This is a genomic window from Microcoleus sp. FACHB-1515 (genome assembly GCF_014696105.1).
Taxonomy (GTDB): Bacteria; Cyanobacteriota; Cyanobacteriia; order Elainellales; family Elainellaceae; genus JAAUTJ01.
Genome location: NZ_JACJPO010000021.1, coordinates 1 through 20,446, shown reverse-complemented (window position 1 = coordinate 20,446; position 20,446 = coordinate 1). Strand labels below are relative to the sequence as shown.

Annotated in this window: 18 protein-coding genes and 1 tRNA gene; 14 read left to right on the top strand and 5 right to left on the bottom strand. The window is 54.2% G+C overall.

Annotation, left to right across the window (positions count from 1 at the left end; genetic code table 11):
* The 4 genes from H6F67_RS27495 to H6F67_RS07575 form a co-directional block, all read left to right on the top strand.
* The coding region (locus H6F67_RS27495) for a hypothetical protein (protein WP_206753897.1) at positions 1-320 on the top strand (320 nt) is incomplete at its 5' end.
* 46 nt (positions 321-366) lie between these two features.
* On the top strand, positions 367-1,992 hold the full coding sequence (prfC, locus tag H6F67_RS07585) for a peptide chain release factor 3 (RefSeq protein WP_190764944.1): 1,626 nt from the start codon (positions 367-369) through the stop codon (positions 1,990-1,992).
* A gap of 152 nt (positions 1,993-2,144) precedes the next feature.
* On the top strand, positions 2,145-4,355 hold the full coding sequence (locus H6F67_RS07580; RefSeq protein ID WP_190764942.1) for a M48 family metalloprotease: 2,211 nt from the start codon (positions 2,145-2,147) through the stop codon (positions 4,353-4,355).
* A gap of 626 nt (positions 4,356-4,981) precedes the next feature.
* Positions 4,982-5,449, top strand: coding sequence for an RNA-binding protein (locus tag H6F67_RS07575; protein WP_190764940.1), 468 nt, complete (start codon positions 4,982-4,984; stop codon positions 5,447-5,449).
* A gap of 95 nt (positions 5,450-5,544) precedes the next feature.
* On the opposite strand, the gene H6F67_RS07570 is transcribed toward H6F67_RS07575, so the two are convergent.
* Positions 5,545-7,872: an ATP-dependent helicase gene (locus H6F67_RS07570; protein ID WP_190764938.1), complete on the bottom strand. Its 2,328-nt coding sequence runs from the start codon at positions 7,870-7,872 to the stop codon at positions 5,545-5,547.
* Positions 7,873-7,895: 23 nt separating this feature from the next.
* Between H6F67_RS07570 and H6F67_RS28080 the strand changes: the two genes are divergently transcribed.
* The 4 genes from H6F67_RS28080 (at position 7,896) to H6F67_RS07555 (ending at position 10,517) form a co-directional block, all read left to right on the top strand.
* The gene (locus H6F67_RS28080; protein ID WP_277874569.1) at positions 7,896-8,018 is read left to right on the top strand and encodes a hypothetical protein; all 123 of its coding nucleotides are present in this window, start codon (positions 7,896-7,898) and stop codon (positions 8,016-8,018) included.
* 3 nt (positions 8,019-8,021) lie between these two features.
* The gene (locus H6F67_RS07565; RefSeq protein ID WP_190764936.1) at positions 8,022-8,942 is read left to right on the top strand and encodes a bifunctional riboflavin kinase/FAD synthetase; all 921 of its coding nucleotides are present in this window, start codon (positions 8,022-8,024) and stop codon (positions 8,940-8,942) included.
* Between the two features lie 52 nt (positions 8,943-8,994).
* Positions 8,995-9,900 (top strand): MoxR family ATPase, encoded by a 906-nt coding sequence (locus H6F67_RS07560; RefSeq protein WP_190764946.1) that lies wholly within the window; start codon positions 8,995-8,997, stop codon positions 9,898-9,900.
* 89 nt (positions 9,901-9,989) lie between these two features.
* Positions 9,990-10,517 carry a Tfp pilus assembly protein FimT/FimU gene (locus tag H6F67_RS07555; protein ID WP_206753896.1) on the top strand — a complete coding sequence of 176 codons (528 nt, stop codon included), beginning with the start codon at positions 9,990-9,992 and terminating at the stop codon, positions 10,515-10,517.
* A 39-nt stretch (positions 10,518-10,556) separates the two neighbouring features.
* Here the strand turns inward: H6F67_RS07555 and H6F67_RS07550 are convergent, their stop codons facing one another.
* A complete protein-coding gene (locus tag H6F67_RS07550; RefSeq protein WP_190764932.1) occupies positions 10,557-13,022 on the bottom strand; it encodes a M14 family zinc carboxypeptidase in 2,466 nt (821 codons plus the stop codon).
* A 36-nt stretch (positions 13,023-13,058) separates the two neighbouring features.
* On the opposite strand from H6F67_RS07550, the gene H6F67_RS07545 reads away from it, so the two are divergent.
* The 4 genes from H6F67_RS07545 (at position 13,059) to H6F67_RS07530 (ending at position 16,272) form a co-directional block, all read left to right on the top strand.
* Positions 13,059-13,442: a hypothetical protein gene (locus H6F67_RS07545; RefSeq protein WP_190764930.1), complete on the top strand. Its 384-nt coding sequence runs from the start codon at positions 13,059-13,061 to the stop codon at positions 13,440-13,442.
* A gap of 82 nt (positions 13,443-13,524) precedes the next feature.
* Positions 13,525-14,502 (top strand): homogentisate phytyltransferase, encoded by a 978-nt coding sequence (locus H6F67_RS07540; RefSeq protein ID WP_190764928.1) that lies wholly within the window; start codon positions 13,525-13,527, stop codon positions 14,500-14,502.
* A gap of 283 nt (positions 14,503-14,785) precedes the next feature.
* A complete protein-coding gene (locus H6F67_RS07535; RefSeq protein ID WP_190764926.1) occupies positions 14,786-15,244 on the top strand; it encodes a DUF2267 domain-containing protein in 459 nt (152 codons plus the stop codon).
* Between the two features lie 104 nt (positions 15,245-15,348).
* Positions 15,349-16,272 carry an FTR1 family protein gene (locus tag H6F67_RS07530; protein WP_190764924.1) on the top strand — a complete coding sequence of 308 codons (924 nt, stop codon included), beginning with the start codon at positions 15,349-15,351 and terminating at the stop codon, positions 16,270-16,272.
* Here the strand turns inward: H6F67_RS07530 and H6F67_RS07525 are convergent.
* Together H6F67_RS07525 and H6F67_RS07520 are read right to left on the bottom strand one after the other, a co-directional pair.
* Entirely contained in the window at positions 16,269-16,775 is a 507-nt protein-coding gene (locus tag H6F67_RS07525; RefSeq protein WP_190764922.1) for a zinc-ribbon domain-containing protein, read from the bottom strand. The genes H6F67_RS07530 and H6F67_RS07525 overlap by 4 nt on opposite strands.
* Before the next feature lie 9 nt (positions 16,776-16,784).
* Entirely contained in the window at positions 16,785-17,468 is a 684-nt protein-coding gene (locus tag H6F67_RS07520; protein ID WP_190764920.1) for a hypothetical protein, read from the bottom strand.
* 434 nt (positions 17,469-17,902) lie between these two features.
* On the opposite strand from H6F67_RS07520, the gene H6F67_RS07515 reads away from it, so the two are divergent.
* On the top strand, positions 17,903-19,330 hold the full coding sequence (locus H6F67_RS07515; protein ID WP_313926781.1) for a circularly permuted type 2 ATP-grasp protein: 1,428 nt from the start codon (positions 17,903-17,905) through the stop codon (positions 19,328-19,330).
* Complete coding sequence (locus H6F67_RS07510; RefSeq protein WP_206753895.1) at positions 19,315-20,115, top strand: D-Ala-D-Ala carboxypeptidase family metallohydrolase; 801 nt, start codon at positions 19,315-19,317, stop codon at positions 20,113-20,115. The genes H6F67_RS07515 and H6F67_RS07510 overlap by 16 nt, the downstream gene beginning before the upstream one ends.
* 77 nt (positions 20,116-20,192) lie before the next feature.
* Here the strand turns inward: H6F67_RS07510 and H6F67_RS07505 are convergent.
* Positions 20,193-20,265 (bottom strand) — tRNA-Glu (locus tag H6F67_RS07505).
* Positions 20,266-20,446 lie beyond the last annotated feature (181 nt).

Sequence of the window (20,446 nt, the reverse complement as noted above, 5' to 3'; positions counted from 1 at the left end):
CTTGTGCGACGGTCATGGCCTGGTTAACGCGGCCATCTTGCGGACAATTGCGCTCAACCTCCTGCGTCAACACGGATTTGCCTCACTCACCACTGCCATTCGACAACTCGCGCACGACGTCCACCGTCTATTTTCCTTCTGCCAATGAATCAGCCCTGCCCTTCAAAAGGGGGACTTTGAAGAGCAGTTCGACTCCCTCCTTGCTAAGGAGGGCGGGGGAGGAGCGGCTGTTAAAATGCACTCTAGCCTGTCAGCTTCAGGCGATGCGATCGGTCATCCGTCTCAAGCAAATCCTGTCAGGCAGCGGCATCAACCTATAATGTGGGTAGTGCTGTGTTATTCAAGGTAGGATCGTTCCTCTACTCAATGTCAACAGAAATTCAGGCAGAACTGGCCTCAGCAGTCGAAGCACGGCGAAATTTCGCGATCATCTCGCACCCCGACGCAGGTAAAACAACCTTGACCGAAAAGCTCTTGCTCTACGGAGGCGCGATTCACGAAGCGGGAGCGGTCAAAGCGCGGCGGGCACAGCGACACGCAACGTCGGACTGGATGGCAATGGAGCAGCAGCGCGGCATTTCGATTACGTCCACCGTCCTGCAATTCAACTACCACGACTACTACATCAACCTGCTCGACACGCCTGGACACCAAGACTTCAGCGAAGACACCTACCGCACCTTGGCCGCAGCGGACAATGCCGTGATGCTGGAAGACGCCGCAAAAGGTTTGGAGCCGCAGACGCGCAAATTATTTGAAGTTTGCCGGATGCGTGGCATTCCGATTTTCACCTTCTTTAACAAGCTCGATCGCCCCGGACGTGACCCGTTTGAGCTGATGGACGAAATCGAATCGGAATTGGGACTGCAAACCTATGCGGTCAACTGGCCGATCGGCATGGGCGATCGCTTCAAAGGCGTGTTCGATCGCCGTCATCGCCAGATTCATCTGTTTGAGCGATCGGCGCATGGCAGCCGCGAAGCTGTCGATACCGTGATTGATCTGGGCGATCCCCGCATTGAAGAACTGCTCGATCAAGATTTGTACTATCAGTTCAAAGAAGAACTCGAACTGCTCGAAGGCGCAGGCTCGGAACTCGATCTCGATCTGGTTCACGCTGGCAAAATGACGCCCGTATTTTTCGGCAGCGCCATGACCAACTTTGGCGTCGAGCTATTTCTCGATGCGTTTCTCGACTACGCTCTCAAACCGGGATCGCGCCGCAGTACGCAGGGCGAAATCGACCCGACATACCCAGATTTTTCCGGCTTCGTCTTCAAACTTCAGGCGAATATGGATCCGAAGCATCGCGATCGCGTCGCCTTTGTGCGCGTCTGTTCCGGCAAATTCGAGAAGGATATGGTCGTTAGCCATGCCCGATCGGGCAAAACGGTTCGCCTCTCCCATCCGCAAAAATTATTCGGACAGGGGCGCGAGTCGCTGGACGAGGCGTATCCCGGTGATGTGATTGGCCTGAACAATCCGGGCGTATTTGCGATCGGTGACACGATCTACAGCGGCCAAAAGCTGGAATATGAAGGCATTCCCTCGTTCTCGCCGGAACTGTTCGCCTATCTGAAAAATCCGAATCCATCCAAATTTAAGCAGTTCCAAAAAGGGGTAAGCGAACTGCGCGAAGAAGGCGCAGTCCAAATCATGTATTCCGCTGACGACCTGCGCCGTGAACCGATTCTTGCTGCTGTCGGTCAGTTGCAGTTTGAAGTGGTGCAGTTCCGAATGCAAAGCGAATACAACGTCGAAACGCAAATCGAACTGTTGCCCTACAGCGTGGCGCGTTGGGTCGGCGGCGGTTGGGATGCGCTCAAAAAAGTCGGACGCCTGTTCAACACCGTCACCGTGAAAGACAGCTACGATCGCCCCGTCCTCTTGTTCCGCAACGAGTGGAACTGTCAGCAGGTGGAAGGCGAATTCCCGGAACTGCAACTGAAGTCGATCGCGCCCGTCGTGTCTGGGCAAGAACCTACATCATAATTTTTTCCAAAATGGGAGAAAATACCGTCGCGATCGTTTGCTGATTCTGGTAGAAGTGGTTAGGGTTAGATTCCTGAAAATCTGTCCAATCCATCAGGTTGTGCATCTACCATCGCTGACCTTGTTTGGACAGCAGCCTGATGGAGGCTAAAATGAGCGATTCTTCAATCCCAGCCCGCAGTCGATCGCCTTTCGAGTTGGGGCTTAGTGCCCTGCGACGTAAAGACTATTCAACCGCGATCGCTCACCTGACCAAAGTTTGCCAAACCGAACCAGACCGCGTTAAGCAAGTTCAGGCGCAAATGGCGCTGGTCAAGGCATACCGACGCAGCGGCAATTTGCAGCAGGCGCGATCGCTGTGTGAAACTCTCAGCCAAAGCTCCAGCCGCAAAATTCGTGATTGGGCAGCCGAAAATCTCACAAAAATCGATCGCCTAGAAGCCGATCAAACTGGATTTGTGCCGCTGACGGCTCCACCTGATGAAGTTTGGCGTGAACAGGTGGAGCCTGTTGAGCCTGCCAGCGAAGCGATCGCGGATGAGCAGATCGAAAATCCATTTCAGCTTCCTGAGCAGGCGATCGCTGAGCCATTGGAACCCGTCGCCACCGAGAATCGCTTGAGTCAAGCGACAAGCACGCCATCAACTCAGCGATCGCAAAAGTGGACATCGCTGGGTTCAGGCGATCTCAGCCAGTTGGCCGCGCTGCAAGTCGGCACAGCGATCGCCGCAATCTACGCTGTCTATGGTGTTGCTTGGCTCACTTTGACGCAGCTTAACCGCTATCTGGCCGTTGCCGTTTGGCCGTTTGATTTGCGATCGCTTGCCGTCTTCTATAGAGTTTCGATTTGGCCGATTATTTTTGGGCTAGCCGTGCTGATGGCGATCGCTCCCTGGCTGATCGATGCTTTTCTGCAACGCTTCCATAGCCTCAAGCCGTTCTCCCTGACAGAGCTAGAAAACTACAGTCCAGAGGCGAGTCGCCTCTTGAAGCGGGGGTGCACTCAGCGGCGGATAGCTGTGCCGCAGTTGGGGGTGCTGGCGATCGATACACCCTTAATTTTTACCTACGGCGACCTTCAGCGCACGGCTCGTATCGTTCTCAGTCGCGGTTTGCTTGCCCAGCTTGGCGAAGCGGAACTGGCTGCCCTTTATGCAGGCGAACTCGCTCATATTGTGTACTGGGATTTTGTGCCGATGACGCTCGTCGTTTTGGTGGCGCAGATTCCCTACTGGGTGTACTGGCAGGTGGCAGGCTGGGGCGATCGCGCTCAGAATGTGATTCTGCGATCGATCGCCGCAATTACATCTGCCATCAGCTACGGACTCTACTGGCTGCTGCGCTGGCCGGGGCTGTGGCTGGCGCGAGTGCGACAATATTACAGCGATCGATTTGCCTGCAACCTGACTGGCAATCCGAACGGTCTTGCGACCGCTCTGCTGGAGCTTTCTGGCATCACAGCCAGCGCCATCGAACAGCGAAGCTATACGCATCCACTGCTGGAAAGTTTTGATCTGCTGCTGCCGATCGCGCCTCGCGCCGCCATCAGTCCAGACCCGCGCATTCTACAATCCGGGCTGGAGTGGGACATCAGCAATCCTGGTCGGCACTGGCTGACGCTGAACAATTCGCATCCGCGACTGGGCGATCGACTGGCGCTGCTCGCTGGCTATGCGCGGCAGTGGCGGCTGGTTCCATCTGTCAGTTTGCGATCGCTGCCCGTTCGTTCTTCGCGACTGCGGCTGCAAGCGGCTCCATTTCTGGGTGCAGTTTTGGGATTGGCGATCGCGCTGCTGCTGTGGCTGGTCGGTCGGGTGGCGCAAGAGCTTGAGTGGCAATCGATCGATTGGTTCAGCGGCGATCGCGGCTTGCTGTGGGGCTTGGTGTTAATGGGCTTGAGCATCGGAACCATCCTGCGGATTAATGCCTTTTTTCCTGATATTCGATCGACCAATACTCAAACCGATCCATTGCTGTTAGCCTTGCTGAGCGATCCAGTCAAGCTGCCCATTGACAGTCAACCTGTGCGTATGCAGGGCAAACTGCTGGGACGGTCGGGCATTCGCAACTGGCTGGTGCAAGATTTGCTGCTGCAAACCGAAGACGGTTTGATTAAGCTGCACTATTTGTCGCAACTGGGCGCAGCCGGAAATTTGCTGCTGCATCCGCATCGTCCGGATATTTGGGTCGGACGATCGATTACGGTTACAGGGTGGTTTCGGCGCGGCGCAACCGTTTGGATTGATGTCGAATCGATGCGATCGTCAGGCGGTGTAACGTTTCGCAGTGGTCATCCGGTGTGGTCAACGATACTGGCGATCGCAGCGGCGCTACTGGGTACTTATTTGATCTTGCAGCGCTAGAATTTGCTAGCCGAAGAACAATTTGTTACAAATTGTTGTCATTTTAGCCGCAGTTGTGTTACATTTCTACACATAAAACAGGTTATCTAGGCGTAGTCGAAACTCCTGTAGGCGCATTGCGCGATCGGAGAAGCGTCTCGGTATCAGGTTTTCCTCCCAACACAGCAACACAGGCCAGTTCTCAAGCCAGGACTGGCTTTTCTTTAGACCTGATTGAAATTGCAGCTAACCGAGAATATGCAAGTTTTTCATCAAATCCATTCTAAATTCGTCACCTTGGCTACCGATCGAGCTGCTAGCGTGGTAACTTAGTGGATGGCGTGCGTATCCGAAGCTGCATCGACCGCAATGGTTTCATCTTCACGGTAGGTAGCTTTGGCAGAGTAGCTGTGACTGGAGTTTGTCAGGTTCTCTCCCCAGCATGACGAGTTGATTGCAGGATGTTACGTAACATTTTGAGTAGATGACATCGTCAAGGCCGATACGCCACTTGTGCGGAAATTCGTTCCCTGTGGTGCCGTCCATCGACTTGCAGCGTTATCGAAGTCTTTGTGCGTCATGACCCTTTGTGTCAAATTTGATGCCGCCACCCAAGTTTGTCTGAACCAAGTCTGGAGGTCTCCGTCATGTCTATTCGTCTCTATGTGGGTAATTTGCCCAAAGATCTAGAGCGCCAAGAGCTAGAGTCTGTGTTTGCTGATTTCGAGCCGTCCGTTTCGACCAAGATTATCACCGATCGCAAAACGGGCAAGTGTCGCGGTTTTGGCTTTGTCACCGTGAAAACGGACGAAGAAGCCGACCAACTGATCGAGAAATTCAATGGCTATCAACTGAAGGACAGCGCGATCAAAATCGAGAAAGCGCTGCCTCGCACCAAGGGCGAAGATGAATCGGCTCCTCCCCGCCCTGTTGCCGCCACGAGTGCTCCCTCCCAAGGCGGCAATCGCCGCAAAGGTGGCAGCAACGGCGGCAACAAAGCCAACAAGCGCTCCACCACGTCCTCGGAACCCGAAGCCGTGCAGCCTGATCCACGCTGGGCGCAAGACCTAGAGAAGCTCAAGCAGCTTTTAGCCGCGCAAGCCGCTAACTCCTAGGCGATCGCACCTTCACCAGAGCCGAATAGACGAATGCCTGTCGGGGCAGGGGCGCAAGTTGTCAGATGGCAAACCGTTCCTGTCTTGACAGGCATTTATCGTATGGGCAAAACAGACTGCGGATAGCGCTGTCGCAACGCCGTGAAGACCGGACAGGGCGCTTTGTCTTCAAGGCGATCGGGCGCGTTCCAGCTTGTAGGCGCTTTTTGAGCAGCAGACATCCACAGCAGTCGCTTGGCGCGAGTCATCGCAACATACAGCAGGCGAAATTCTTCAGCAATTTTCAAGTATCCGGCTCGCTGCCACGCAGCGGTGATTTCCGGTGGTGCATCCTCTTGATGAATGTGAGCGCGGATTTGTGCCCGTGCCACTTCCGCCAAGCTGAAATCACCCAAGAATTTCGCCTGCTGCGGAATCCAGGGACGACCTGGAATGAGATGCTCATGCAGGAATGGCAAAAACACAAAATCCCAATCGAGTCCTTTCGCTTTATGCATGGTGATTACCGTCACCTGTCGCGATCGCGTGTAGCGCTCCTCCACATTGTCAGTTTCGACCGGAGCAAACTGCTCTGAAGCAGCGATTTCAGTTAGGGCGGCAAGAACGACACTCATGGAGTGGTTGCCCAACGTTTGCTGAGCGAGGCGATCGCTCAACTTATCCGCCGTCGCCAGTTCGCTCTGCTCGTACTTCAAGGCTAGAGCGAGAAACGAAATAAGCTGATACTGAGGCAGTTCCAGCCGCGCCCGCAGCAAACTTGTACAGCAGCGACGCGCCTGCTGCATCGGGTCAGCTTGTGGCGGATCGAGCGGGCCAGGATAGAGGAACTGTTCCGGCTGAGCAGCGAGACTGTTCAGGTCTTGAGCGGGAATCAGTTGGCGATCGACCATCACCTGCAAAGCAGCTTTGAGCGCGTCGGACGAATGGGGGCGATCGAGAAACTGCAACAGCGCGAGCATTTCGCTGGGAATGTGCGAGTGGCGGTCTTGCTGCCCCACGTCGTAGATGTCAATGCCGCTGAGATTGAAGTTGAGGTTGTAGCGATCGGGGTAGCGCAGGCGGTCGGAAACAAACTGCCCCTGACGATTTTCGCGCACCAAAATCGCAATTTTGGCTTGAGGTTCAAGCGTGAACAGTTGAGCGATGCGCTGGCCGATCAGTTCGACGGTGTGATAGACATCGCGAGGCGTACAAAGCTCCAGCCCCTGCCCGATCGAATCAGGATTAGCGTCAGGCTGAGGATCATCAAGCGCAACCGGATGAATTTGCTGTGGGCGAAAGGGCGAGGCCAGCGTGTCGTCGGGCGATCGACTGTAACGCTGATTCACCCAGGTCAGCATAAAATTTGCTGCATCAATAATGATCTCGCTGCTGCGTCCGGCCTGATCCATCTCGGCTAAGCGGCCTTCGCGCTGACAGGTTTCGCAGAACTGACGAAAGAAAATTGGGTCAGCCGGAGTAAACGTTGAGTTGATCGCCTGATTCGGATCGCCGACGCGCACCAGGTTGAGCGTGGGTGCGGGCGGAGTTGGGTCAGTGGCGAGAATTTCCAGCAGGCGCGATTGCAGCGGAGACGAATCTTGCGCTTCGTCTTCAAAGACGGCGAAGATTTGCTGCTGCCAGAGTCGGCGCGTTTCGGTATCTTCAAGGACGCGCAGCGCGGCCAAGATCATATCGTCGTAGTCAATGAGTTGGCGCGATCGCAGCAGCGATTCGTACTGTTCATACAGCCCTGCCGCGATCGCCAGCACGTCATACTCATTTGAGAGCAACGTCTGACTGAGTTCACGCAAATCGGCAGGCGACAGGCCAGAGCTTTTTGCTTCGTGAACGGCAGTGTACGCCAAAGCAGGCAGAATCTCGGTTCGCAACACGGATTGCCGCCGGAGCCGCTCGGTTTCTTCCCCGTCAAACGATCGCCCTTCTAGCAAGCGCTGATAGATCGGTGGATTAGTCGCGAGCCACTGCTCAACGCTGAGCCGAATCAGACGATGACTTTGATGGGTTGAAACTAGCGTCATGCGATCGAGCCGCAAGCCCGATAGTTCCGGGTGACGTGTGGCGATGTTCAGCGCAAGGCCGTGTAGCGTGTGGACGACGAAGCCATTGGGCGCGAGTGATAGCTGCCGCAGCGCTTGCCGCACTTTGGTTTTGAGGTTGGCGACTGCTGATCGCGTAAACGTCACCAGCACCAACTGTCCGGTTGGGACGGACTGCTGAAGTTTCGCTTGTCGATAGCGCTGGCTAAGCAGGATGGCAGCGGCGATCGCCATGCCCGTTGATTTGCCTGCACCGGGAACGGCAGAAACCGCCAAAGAGCCACCTTGCCAATCGGCGATGCGCTGCTGCCCCGGACGCAAGCGACTCCGCAACTGCTCTACTGCTTGATCTTTAGTTTGATCTTTGGCCGACAGCAACACCATTTGTTTCCACCCAACTAGAACAAATGAACGCTTTGATAGAAGCTTACACCGATCGATCGGTTTCAGCTAACGAAATTGTACGGATTTGCCGATTGTCCAACCAAAAACGACGCGATCGCCCCGCCGCAGTTTGTGTCAAACTGTAAAGCGTGTGGGTCACTTCTTCTCTTGCTACGGCTAAAACCCCAACGATCGCTGCCCTGGGAAACTTCGATGGTGTGCATCGCGGCCATCGACAGGTCATCGAGCCGATCGTGACGGCTGCACAGCCCGACTGCATTTCAACGGTTGTAACCTTTCAGCCGCATCCGCAAGAATTTTTTTCCGGTCAGTCGCGCCCGCTGCTGACGCCGATCGCCGAAAAGGTTGAGTGTTTACGCTCGATCGGCGTGGAACAGCTTGTGTTGCTACCGTTCGATCGCGACCTGGCAAGTTTGTCGCCGCGAAGGTTTGTTGAGTCAATTTTGGTGAATCAGCTTCGGGTGCAGCAGATTCGCGTCGGGCAAGATTTCTGCTTTGGACATAAGCGATCGGGAAGCTCCGCCGACTTGCAGGCGATCGCGGCTTCGTTTGGCATTGCAGTGGAAATCGTGCCGCTGTTTACCGAAAACAATCAGCGCATCAGCAGTTCCGCCATCCGCAAAGCGTTGGAATTCGGAGAAGTGACGGAGGCGACGCGCCTGCTTGGTCGGCCTTATACACTGGTGGGCGAAGTTGTTTACGGTCAGCAGATTGGACGCACGATCGATTTCCCGACCGCAAATTTAACGGTTCCGGCTGAGAAATTTCTGCCTCGGCGCGGCGTGTACTGCGTTTGGGTAGAAGGTGCGGAGGTCGATCGAATCGCGGGCGTAATGAATTTGGGAATGCGACCGACCGTAAACGGACTGGCGCAGACGATCGAAATTCACCTGCTGGACTGGTCAGGCGATCTTTATGGCAAAACGCTGACGGTCAGCTTGGAAAAGTTTTTGCGGCCTGAGCAGAAGTTTGACTCGCTCGATGCGCTCAAGCAGCAGATTCAGCGCGATGCCGACCAAGCGCGATCGATCCTTTCGACCCGCGCCTGATTTTGCCGTTGCAGCGGGCATCCTCATCAGGACAACACCACAGGAGAGTGATATGGACAGCGTGGCGCGACTTACGCAAAACCTCAGCCACACGATCGTCGGCAAAAGCGAAGCGATTCGGCTGGTGCTGGTGGCGCTGTTCTCTGGTGGTCATGCGCTGTTAGAAGATGTGCCAGGCGTCGGAAAAACGCTGCTGGCAAAATCTTTGGCGCGATCGATCGCCGGACAGTTTCAGCGAATTCAATGCACGCCGGATTTGCTGCCGAGCGATGTGACGGGCACAAACGTTTGGAATCCTCGCAGCGGCGAATTTACCTTTTTACCGGGACCTGTATTTACCAACGTTTTGCTCGCAGACGAAATCAACCGCGCCACACCGCGCACTCAATCTGCGCTGCTGGAAGTGATGGAAGAACAACAGGTGACTGTTGACGGCGTGTCGCGTCCAGTTCCAAATCCGTTCTTTGTAATTGCCACGCAAAACCCGATCGAATATCAGGGCACGTTTCCCTTACCGGAAGCGCAAATGGATCGGTTCGCCTTGTCGTTTAGCCTTGGCTATCCCAGCGAATCAGAAGAACTCCTGATGCTTCAGCGCTTGGGCGATCGCACTGGTCTTGCAGAACTAGAGCCTTGCTTGTCGATCGCAGACATCCAAACCTTGCGCCGCCATTGCGCTCAGGTGAAGGTGGAAACGCATCTTCAGCAATACATTTTGGATTTGGTACGAGCGACGCGCCAGGATGAAGATGTCGTTTTGGGCGTGAGTCCGCGCGGTGCAGTTGCGTTGCATCGAGCGACGCAGGCGATCGCCTTCCTCAACGATCGCAACTACGCGATTCCCGATGACGTGAAACAGCTTGCGCCTGCGGTCTTGGCACACCGGATCATTCCAGCAGGCGGACGACAGGCGCGATCGATCGTCGATCGGCTTTTGCGGACAATCTCGATTCCGTAATCTGTCGATCGATAGATTTCTCGGAAAAATACCGAAACGGCTGAAAAGCGCAGTGGGAACGCTAGCAGCAGCGTTTCAGGGTGAATTGGATGGAAGGGCTGCATCAAGATCAAAGGCGATACCGTTTCGGGAGCGCTTTGCGATCGGCTGGCTTTACTTTGGCAGAACAGGTTTGTATTATGGCGCTGCTCGGTGTGCTGTTGGCAATCGCGGCTCCAAGCTGGCTGACCTTTTTTCGCTATCGGCAACTGGTCGCCGCCCAAGAGCGATCGGCAATGGCGATTCGCAGTGTTCAGCATCAGGCAAGTTTGTCGCGTACCCAGCAGGCGATCGCGTTTCGGCAAACGTCAGCGGGCATTGAGTGGAGCGTCTATCCGGCCAGCGGTCGCCCTGCTGACTGGCAGTCGCTTTCAGACGGCGTGGCGATCGATCCCAATACGACACTGGAGCGCCAAGGCGAATTTTACCGACTGCGGTTTAACGAAGACGGGCATGTGGTTGGGCTGTTGGGGCGGTTGACGCTGGCGATCGAGGGAACTTCGCTGCGCCGCTGCGTTTGGGCTTCAACGCTGCTGGGAGAACTGCGTCGCGCAGACGGCGACCGCTGCACCCGATAGGCGGTTTTTAGGGGCACAGTGCGCCATGCCCCTACCCAGTCAGTACACTGGAACGAACGCAGACGTGGTAATCGTGTTGGCTGCAACGCCGCTGAGAATTGCCAGAGTGTCTTTCTGGAAGGTGATCCGCGTGTTGTCGCCGTCTTGCACCACGCTGACTTGATCAAAGCCGATCGTGCCACCCAAGTCGATTCGGTCTTGGCCGACTTGGAAGTCTTCGATCGTGTCGGTGCCTTGGCTGAAGAACACTTTGTAGGTGTCTTTGCCTTCGCCGCCCGTCAACGTGTCGCTGCCCTCGCCGCCCCAGAGTTCATCGTCTCCGGCATCGCCAACGATTCGATCGTCACCCGCATCGCCATACAGCTTGTCTGCACCACCGCCGCCGTTGATGCGATCGCGGTCTTGGCCGCCATAGAGAATATCATCTCCAGTCGCGCCGATGATGCGATCGTCTCCATCACCTGCCAGGACGAGATCGACGCCGCTGAGTGCTCGAATGGTGTCGTCGCCACCGTTGCCGTAAATCACATCGTTGCCAGTCCGCCCAACAACTACGTTGTCGCCGCTGTTGCCGCGTGAAACTCTGGCGCTGTTGGGCGCATTGAGGACATCCAAGAAGATCGGCGTGGGTGTGCCGAAGTTGCCTTGGGCATCGCGGCTTTCAACAAAGACCGTATGCCGACCAATACTAAGATTGCGCGTGTTGATGTTGGCCGTCAGGGTTTCGGTAGGCGAGTCAAACGTGCCGTCTGCGGCCTGCATCCTAAAGGTGCGCGTCCCAGAAATCCAGGACGGCGTATCGATCGAATAGCGGCCACCTGCTACATTTACGGGAGTCGGGAGGTCGCGACCTTCGCTGATGTAGCTGGGGCTATCCGGATTTGTCCCCGAATTGCCGTTGTCGTCGTCGTAGCGCGTGCCGTCAGCGCGAATGGTCAGCCGCACCTGATTGTTCAGCCCTTTGACAACCTGATCGGCGCTGAGTGCCGCATCGATCGAATCTGGTCCCTTGGAAAGCTGATACGGCTTTTGGGCGGCTTTGCCCGAATAGAAAAAGGCGGGCAGCATTTCCGGCACGATCGTATTCTCGAAGTACTCGTTTGACTCGAAGAAATCCGTGCCAAGTTCGATCGTGTAGGCGGCGTTGCCAAAAGTGTCATACACCCAGTCGTCGGTTGTGCCGGATGTGGGGTAGAGACCGATCGACTGCTGCACGTCATACGCTTCGCCATCAACTCCGGTGAAGTAGCCGACCTTCAAGCCCATGCTGCGGAGGCCATCGCGATTTGGAGCCGGAGCGCTTGTCCAGCCAAACGGATACAGCAATAAATTTCCGAAGCTGTGAACATCGTAGTAGATGCCTGCTGTGTCATCCGGGGCCGGATCACTGTCGTTGTCACCTTTGCGATCGCGGAACGTTTGCAGCAGGTAGTCGCGCATCGTTTGGCTTTCTGGTTCCGAAAAGGGAGCCGGACCTTGATACGTCAAATCTGCCGGATCGGTGCTGGCTCCATCGGGAATTTCACCCCACTTTGAGGCGTAGTTGCGGTTGAGATCGACGCCGTAGCTGGGAAAGGGAACCGGATTTTCACTTCCATCCGGATTAGAATTGGTGTTTTTGCGCCACGAATAGCCCTGCTCAGCAAACTTGCGCCCGTCTGGGTTGACGTAGGGGACAAGACGAATATCAAAATGGTCGAGAAGATAGGTGCTTTCCGCATCATTGCCATATCCGGCCACAAGCTGCTCGGCAAAGCGCGTTACCAGTTCGGCTATCGTGTATTCGCGAGCGTGAATCGAGGATTGAATGAACAGAATCGGCTTTCCTTTGGGACCGTATTGCTGCTGGGAAGCGCGATCGCTGCGATTGGTGCGCTTGTTGCCTAACTCCAGCGAAAAGATGTCATATCCCTCCGATCCACCTGCCGCTACCTTGTCGTAGCTGTCGCCAATGTCGCGCCATGTGGCAAGACGGGGGTTGGCTTTCGCCAAATTCGCCAAATCCTTGTAGGTTTCTTCAACGACGCGATAGCTGTTGAAGTTGGGAATTGTGCTGTCAGTGATGGAAATAGAAACTGGATCGACTTGCAGCCCGTTGTAGTTGGGGTCAGCGCTGACGATGTTGAACTGAACGTTGCTCCGCTGGTCTTCGCCTTCCACCACGTTGTCGGCGACCGCGCGAACAATTGAAGTTTGCGGCGTGTTCCAGTTGTCGGGCGTGAAGGTGAGCGGCGCGATCGACTGCAACTGCTGTCCATCGACAGTAAATTTTAGTGTCACATTCGCAGTCGGGCGGCTGTCGAGCGAAAACTGAAACCGTAGCGGGTCGGGCACGTTTGTTTCGCTGACGGCAACCTGCTCAGTCGGCAAGTTGACGCCCGGAGCAAATGCCCAGTTGCCATCAGAGCGAAACCGCACTTGTGCATTCGCTTGTCCAGCGAGTTCGTCGGTTAGGTCGATCGTTGGCATGTTGACCAGGTTGCCCTCAAAGTTTTCTGCTTTCATCTGCTAGCTTGCCTGAGATTTTTGGAGTAATTTGAAATGCAATTTGTGCCGCCACTGCTCAGTTTGCTGCCGATCGTCCTCGCACAAACACCCACGCTCGAAACGCTGCCGACTGGGGAATATTATTACGAAAGTACGGGTGCAGGTCGGCCTCAACATGTTTTGCTACGCAAAGTCGGTCGAACAACGATCGGCGTGGATTTGCAGGCGATCGGTGATCCCGTTTGCTTTCGCGGCTGGCTTGACGGCAATATGATCGTGAATGCTACATGGATGCTGCCGCCCTACCAGCCCGACGCTCGCTTGATGCACGAAGATGGCGTGTTGCTAGATTTGTCGGCCTATCGTCCGGCGATCGACAGTCCGAGCGCGGCAGATCAAGACGCGCTGCGATCGTGTATGCAGTTTTTTTGGCGTTAGGGAACAGCCGACACCGTTCGGCTGACGCTCACGGAAGCCCGGCAGCCAGTAAAATCAAGCGGGAACGTTCTTTAAGGCATTCATGAGCCAGATTTCACCGGAAAAACCCTCGGTTTCCTCGCAACCCGCTACAGCATTATCCTGGCTCTACGCCTTTTGGAAATTCTCTCGACCGCACACGATCATCGGCACGACCTTGAGCGCGATCGGTCTGTTTGTGATTGCCCTATCGCAAATCGATCGCTTCGCCCTCAGCGACTTGCAGCTTGTCCTTTGGGTGTTGATTGCCTGTTTGAGCGGCAATGTTTACATCGTCGGCCTCAATCAGCTTGAAGACGTGGCGATCGATCGCATCAATAAGCCGCAGCTTCCGCTGGCGTCCGGCGAACTGACTCGACGGCAAGCACAATCGATCGTTGCGCTCACTGGAATTTTGGCTGTGGCGATCGCAGTTTGGCAAGGCCCCTGGCTGTTGGCAACGATCGGACTCAGCCTGATCATCGGCACAGCCTACTCGCTGCCGCCGATTCGCCTGAAGCGGTTTCCATTTTGGGCGTCGTTTTGCATCTTTACGGTGCGCGGTGCAATCGTCAACCTGGGATTGTTTCTGCACTATCAGCAGCGGTTTGGCCTGCCTGCTCAAGTTCCCGCAATCGTCTGGGCACTCACCGCTTTCATCTTGGTCTATACCTTTGCGATCGCCATCTTCAAAGACATTCCCGACTTGGAAGGCGATCGCCGCTATCACATTCGCACCTTGACGATTCGGCTCGGTCAGCAGGCGGTTTTCAAGCTGGCACGATGGGTTTTGACGCTCTGCTACGTCGGCATGATTGCCGCTGCGCTGTTTTGGCCTGCGATCGCAACCGAGGCGAATGCGATCGGGCTGGTGGTCAGTCATGCAGTGGCGATCGGACTTTTGTGGTTCTACAGTTTGCGCGTCGATTTGGCGAACAAGCACGTCACCGGAACGCTTTCTTATGCCCAGTTTTATCAGCTCATCTGGCGGTTTTTCTTTTTGGAATATCTGCTGTTTCCGATCGCCTGTCTGCTGCGTTAGCTAAAATTTTTCATCCGTCGCAACACCGCCTGGAAATCAATTTCCGGCCTCAAAGCGAAAACCCATTCAAACGAGTCACACCCCTGGTACGACCTGCTTCTAAGTCAGTTGAAACTGACTAGCCCGAATTTCAATTCAGGGCGCTTCTTGCAACCCATGCAAGACCTCACATTAGTCCTTCCCAGGTCAGAGGTTGAATCTCGACGTTCTTCATTACACTGCTTAGGCGAAGCAAACTTAATAAAACTTCAGCAGTCGCTAATTTTGACAGGAGCTTTTGACAATGGCAATGCATGGATTAGGCGTCATCGATAAAACCGTTCAGCAAACAGAAATGTGGGTGAACGAAGTCGCCAAAGAAACGGGACTAGAAGATAAGCACAAAGCGTTTCAGGGCTTGCGCGTCGTGCTGCATGTGCTGCGCGATCGCATGAACTTAGGTGAAGCCGCCAACCTCGGCTCGCAACTGCCGATTTTGCTCTCCGGCTTCTACTACGAAAATTGGAAGCCCGAAAAGAACGGTACAATCACGCCGCGCACCAAAGAAGCATTTCTCGACCAGATTCGCGAGCAGATGCACCAGTTCTTCAAGAACGACGGTGGCGACATTGATGCCGAACAACTTGCCCGTGCCGTCTTCAAAGTGCTGGCAAATCACGTCACTGAGGGCGAAGCAAAGAACGTTGTTCACAACATGCCCAGCGATGTGAAGGAACTGTTCCCCCAAGAAATTCGGGCATAAAGGATTCAGTATCCTGCGATAAATCTCGTCGGGGCGTGGCACTGCCGTACCCCGACAGACAATTCCATCACCGTTAAAATCAATCTATTGAGTCTTCTGAAATCATGGATTTTAGCTCTGCAATTCCAACGTTTGTGATCACCTTGCGCGAAGGAGTTGAGGCGGCGCTGGTCGTTGGAATTGTTCTCGCCTATTTGCAAAAAGCCGATCGCTCCTATCTGAATCGATCGGTCTATGCAGGCATCGGGGCGGGACTGGCCGGAAGCGTTCTCGTCGGCGCACTGTTTACGGGGATGATTCGCTGGCTTGAAACGACGAATCAAGACTACGCACCGATTTTGAAGCAGCTTTTGGAAGGCGGTTTTGGGCTGGTGGCGATCGTCCTACTCAGTTGGATGCTCGTGTGGATGACTCGGCAGGCCAAGGCGCTCAAGGGCGAAGTGGAAGGAGCCGTTACAGCAGCAATTTCCAGTGAATCGGCGGCTTGGGGCGTGTTTAGCTTGGTGGCGATCGCCGTTCTGCGCGAAGGCTTCGAGACAGTTTTATTTATCGCCGCCCAGTTTCAAAGCGGATGGATGAGCGCGATCGGAGCCGTTGCCGGACTGATTGGCGCGACATTGATCGGATTTTTGCTGTTCAAACTCGGCGTAAAAATTAATCTGCGGCAGTTTTTCCAGGTGATGGGCGTACTGCTGCTGCTGATTGTTTCGGGGTTGGTGGTGTCGGCCTTGCGACATTTCGATCGCGCTGCTCTGCTGTTTTCACAGATGCATCCCGAATCAAATTTATGTGGAACTGGAGCTTCTTGCATTCTTGGCGGAAAGATTTGGGATTTGACTGACGTGCTGCCCGATCGCCAATTTCCCGGAATTTTGCTCAAGGCGTTTTTCGGCTACACGCAAACGCTGTATCTGTGGCAGGCGATCGCTTATGTGACATTTCTGCTGACAATCGGCAGCATCTACTTTCAAAGCATCACAGGCTGGAAGCTACCCACAGGCAAGCCGAGCGCGATCGATCCTTCTTAACTGAGCGAGTGGCCGCACTGAGTACAAAAGCGATCGCTTGCCTCGACAGGCTGACCACACTGAGAACAAAATTTCGTCGTGCGATCGGGCTTGCCCATGCTCATTTCCATGTCGCCCATCTTCATCTGCATCGGTTTCATCTCCATGTCGCCCATTTCCATCGGCTGCATGGGCTGCATAACGGACGGCGCTTCAGTTGGTTCCAGCGTGACGCGATCGGCCTCCATAACAGTGGGAGCGGAAGTCATGGCCTGCATCTGTTGACCTTGAAGCTGAAGCCAAATGTCTTGCTGTTGAGCGAAAATTTGGAGAACGACGCCGCTGGAAGTGCAGTAGAGCGCGGGAGGCGATCGCCATTCACCCGTTGCCAAACTGCTGCTTTGGCTTTGCTGCTGTCCGGGTGCAGTTGTAGTGATGGTTAGCTGGGTTTGGCCGTTGCGCTGCGTAATGAAAAGCTGCTGTCCGGTCGCAACGATCGCTGAATAACCAGTAGAAATCGGCATTTGCACCTCCTAAACTCCAGTCACAAGTGAATCGACTGCTACTAAATTTGCTTCTTGGCTAGCCGTCTGATAGCCACAGACGCCGTTTGCGTCCCACTGTAGTTCGGCCATGAGCAGAACGCTAAAGCTGATCACAAATCCGGTCGTAATCTGCTGCCAAGGTGCAACCAGCGGCAAAAGCCAAATAGCGATTAGGTGCAGCACTCCGAGCAAGAGAAACATGCGCGATCGCATTCCAATTCCCGTCACTGCATAGCCAATTCCACTTAAACCCAGCCACAGCGGACAGACGTTTAGCAAAACTTGTCCCCAATGTTGCAGCAATGCTAAATCTGTAATTGAAATTCCAATTAACATTAAGGCAATCCAGCTATAGAGTACCCAGTTGAGCCGTTCAACTTTGGCAAAATACCAAGTTAAGCCAATCATACCGCCGACACCCAGTAGCGTCATGAGTGAGGCAAAAATTGCTTGAATTGTCCAGCTTAGCGGCAAAAATTGGGCGATCGCAAAAATTCCAGCCGTTAGCAATCCCCACAAAATGCAGGCTTGATCGTGGCGCGTGTAGAAAGAAGACCAAAGGACGCGATTGCCAATCTTCCAGTGAATGCGCCACAATCCGGGCGTTTGAACGATCGCATCGGCAGACGGTTTGCGGCTGAACAGTGGAACTTCTGTATTGAAAAAGCTCATTTCTTGTTTTAAATAAAGTTCAAAAAGGAAAAGTAATTTTTGAATTTTATGATTGCAAATTAATTCGCCTGGTTAATCTATCAACAGAGCAAAACAGCTCTTTTTCTCGTCTGCCAACGGGCGTAAAACGTTGAAAAAAGCGATCGAGCTTTACCAAAATCAACAAAACTTGCTCGATCGATTTGCAGAAGCTAGCGATTCTCGCCTACCAATTCTGTAGCTTGCTTTTCAATCAAGTGCCGCAAACGATTTGGCGATCGTGCTGTGAAACATTAACAAGATTTAATCAAAAAGCACTTTGAAACCGAATTATTGTGTAGCTAAAACTACAGTAAATAGTCTTATCCAACCTTGATTGAATCATTAGCTTCAAAAAATGCAGTGATTCAGTGAATTTGTGGCAGTCTAGTTAGCGTTGGGTGAGGCGATCGCTTGTGTTTGCAGCTTACGATCCCGAAGATTTTTACGACGAACTGTTTGAAGCGACCGGACAGCCGCGTCCCGAAGCTGCTGCACTGATCGATCGAATCAATGCGCTGCCTGTCGAAGATGTGGTGCGCCGCCAGCAAGCCGCCCAAGCTGCTTTGTTCAAGCTGGGCGTAACGTTCAATGTCTACAGCGACAATCAGGGAACCGAGCGAATCTTGCCGTTTGACTTGATCCCGCGCATTATTTCTGGTCGCGAATGGGAGTGGCTAGAGCGCGGACTGAAGCAGCGAATTCACGCGCTGAATTTATTTTTGAGCGACATCTACGGTGAGCAAAAAATCCTTAAAGACAACGTGATTCCCGCTGAACTGATCTTTTCAGCTAGCGGTTTTCACAAGCCCTGTATGGGGTTGCAGCCGCCCAAAGGCGTATGGTGTCACATTACCGGAACGGATTTGGTGCGCGATCGCTCCGGCCAGTGGTATGTGCTGGAAGACAATTTGCGCTGTCCTTCTGGCGTGTCGTATGTGCTGGAAAATCGGCGCGTGATGAAAAATACGCTGCCGCTCGTGTTCGATCGCATGGCAATTCGTCCGGTTGATGATTATGCTGGACAACTGCTTGAAGCGCTGCTCAATCTCGCGCCCAGCGGTCTACCCGATCCCACCGTTGTCGTGCTGACGCCAGGAATTTACAATTCTGCCTATTTTGAGCATTCATTTCTGGCGCAGCAGATGGGCGTGGAACTGGTGGAAGGACGCGATCTCATTGTTTCAGATGGCTACTTGCAGATGCGGACGACGAAAGGCTTGAAGCGCGTAGATGTCGTGTATCGCCGTATTGATGACGACTTTATTGATCCTCAAGTATTTCGATCGAATTCACTGCTGGGCGTTCCCGGCCTGACAGAGGTATATCGATCGGGACGAGTGGCGATCGCCAATGCCCTCGGAACCGGAGTCGCGGACGATAAAGTAATCTACGCCTATGTGCCGCAGATCATTCGCTACTATCTGGATGAAGAGGCGATTTTGCCCAACGTGCCGACCTATCTTTGCTGGGAAAAAGACCAGCAGGATCACGTCTTGAAAAATCTTGATTCGCTGGTTGTCAAGTCGGCCAACGAATCCGGCGGCTACGGAATGCTGATCGGAACCCAATCGACCGAGGCCGATCGCGAAGCGTTTGCTGACCGAATTCAGGCGAGTCCCCGCAACTACATCGCCCAGCCGACACTATGTTTGTCGCGAGTGCCAACTTTGATTGGCGATCGGTTTGAAGGGCGACACGTCGATTTGCGTCCGTACATTCTCTATGGCGAAGAAATTTACGTGAATCCAGGCGGTTTGACTCGCGTGGCGCTAAAGAAAGGCTCGCTCGTCGTCAATTCTTCACAGGGCGGCGGCAGCAAGGACACTTGGGTCGTGGCGTAACTCGCGATCGCGCTCCCGATCGGGGAACACTGAAAAAGTTCATCTACTTTCTCCAGCTTCCCTCCATGAATACTCCTGTGTTGCAAAGCGCGATTGATGTTCGTCAAGCATCGCCCGACGTGCTGCGCTGGGTTGAGAATCAGCTTGCGATCGGCGGCTATCTTGCGGCTGACCAAAATAATGGCTTGATTGGACACAGCACTCTGGAAGCGCTGGCTGAATTCAAGGCAGATGCGCATCTTGAGTTTCCGTTTGGGCTGGGCGCATCCACGATCGATGCTTTGGCGCGGCTCGAAGCTCCCCACCCAGTTAGCGAACAAAATTCGCAACTCAACCTCAAACCTGATCCCAATGCAGGCAGCAAGACGGGACGACCAATCAGCCTGCCGATCGTTGGGACAAAGTTCCTGAACGAGTGGATTTTGCCAAATTCGTTTTTGTCGTTCGCAGAATTCACGCACGGTGGAACACGCCTTCCCGTAACCGAGGCTCAGGTGCGGAATATGCTGCAAATTGCCGAGTATTTCGGCTGGATTCGGCGCAAGTTTGGCAGTGCGATCGGCGTAACGAGTGCTTTTCGTCCGGCAGCGGTCAATCGAGCCGTCGGCGGTGCGCCCAATAGCTGGCACATCCGGGCGGGTGCGCTGGACATCTACCCAATCAACGGCAACATGGCTGCGCTAACCGAGGTGATTAAGGCGAGCGAGGCAGGCGGCATTGGCATCGCCACCTCATTTCGGCACATTGACCTAGGCAATCGCCGCTTTTGGCGATATGGCCGCTAAAGTTGGGATCAGCAAAGCCTGTAACTGAAAAGCCCGCTGTCCTGTTGAGACAGCGAAGCTTTCGTAATTTAAATTCATACCCCCAGGGGAATTCGAATCCCCGTCGCCTCCGTGAAAGGGAGGTGTCCTAGGCCTCTAGACGATGGGGGCCTGTCCGGTTCACTTTTATTAAGTTAACCGATCGATTTGAGTTTTGTCAACTCTACAGTCGGAAAATCTAGGGCAAACGCATCTTATTGAGCTAGAACCTTCGCTAAGTAATCATTGTTCCAGCCAGCCTTCTTGCGCTTGGCCTTGACTCCACCTTTAGCCGTCTGCTCATGACTCAACA

Excerpts from the sequence above, each read along its gene's own strand:
- prfC (WP_190764944.1), top strand. The coding sequence starts at position 367 with ATGTCAACAGAAATTCAGGCAGAACTGGCCTCAGCAGTCGAAGCACGG.
- H6F67_RS07580 (WP_190764942.1), top strand. The coding sequence starts at position 2,145 with ATGAGCGATTCTTCAATCCCAGCCCGCAGTCGATCGCCTTTCGAGTTG.
- H6F67_RS07575 (WP_190764940.1), top strand. The coding sequence starts at position 4,982 with ATGTCTATTCGTCTCTATGTGGGTAATTTGCCCAAAGATCTAGAGCGC.
- H6F67_RS07570 (WP_190764938.1), bottom strand. The coding sequence starts at position 7,872 with ATGGTGTTGCTGTCGGCCAAAGATCAAACTAAAGATCAAGCAGTAGAG.
- H6F67_RS28080 (WP_277874569.1), top strand. The coding sequence starts at position 7,896 with ATGAACGCTTTGATAGAAGCTTACACCGATCGATCGGTTTCAGCTAAC.
- H6F67_RS07560 (WP_190764946.1), top strand. The coding sequence starts at position 8,995 with ATGGACAGCGTGGCGCGACTTACGCAAAACCTCAGCCACACGATCGTC.
- H6F67_RS07555 (WP_206753896.1), top strand. The coding sequence starts at position 9,990 with ATGGAAGGGCTGCATCAAGATCAAAGGCGATACCGTTTCGGGAGCGCT.
- H6F67_RS07550 (WP_190764932.1), bottom strand. The coding sequence starts at position 13,022 with ATGAAAGCAGAAAACTTTGAGGGCAACCTGGTCAACATGCCAACGATC.
- H6F67_RS07545 (WP_190764930.1), top strand. The coding sequence starts at position 13,059 with ATGCAATTTGTGCCGCCACTGCTCAGTTTGCTGCCGATCGTCCTCGCA.
- H6F67_RS07540 (WP_190764928.1), top strand. The coding sequence starts at position 13,525 with ATGAGCCAGATTTCACCGGAAAAACCCTCGGTTTCCTCGCAACCCGCT.
- H6F67_RS07535 (WP_190764926.1), top strand. The coding sequence starts at position 14,786 with ATGGCAATGCATGGATTAGGCGTCATCGATAAAACCGTTCAGCAAACA.
- H6F67_RS07530 (WP_190764924.1), top strand. The coding sequence starts at position 15,349 with ATGGATTTTAGCTCTGCAATTCCAACGTTTGTGATCACCTTGCGCGAA.
- H6F67_RS07525 (WP_190764922.1), bottom strand. The coding sequence starts at position 16,775 with ATGCCGATTTCTACTGGTTATTCAGCGATCGTTGCGACCGGACAGCAG.
- H6F67_RS07520 (WP_190764920.1), bottom strand. The coding sequence starts at position 17,468 with ATGAGCTTTTTCAATACAGAAGTTCCACTGTTCAGCCGCAAACCGTCT.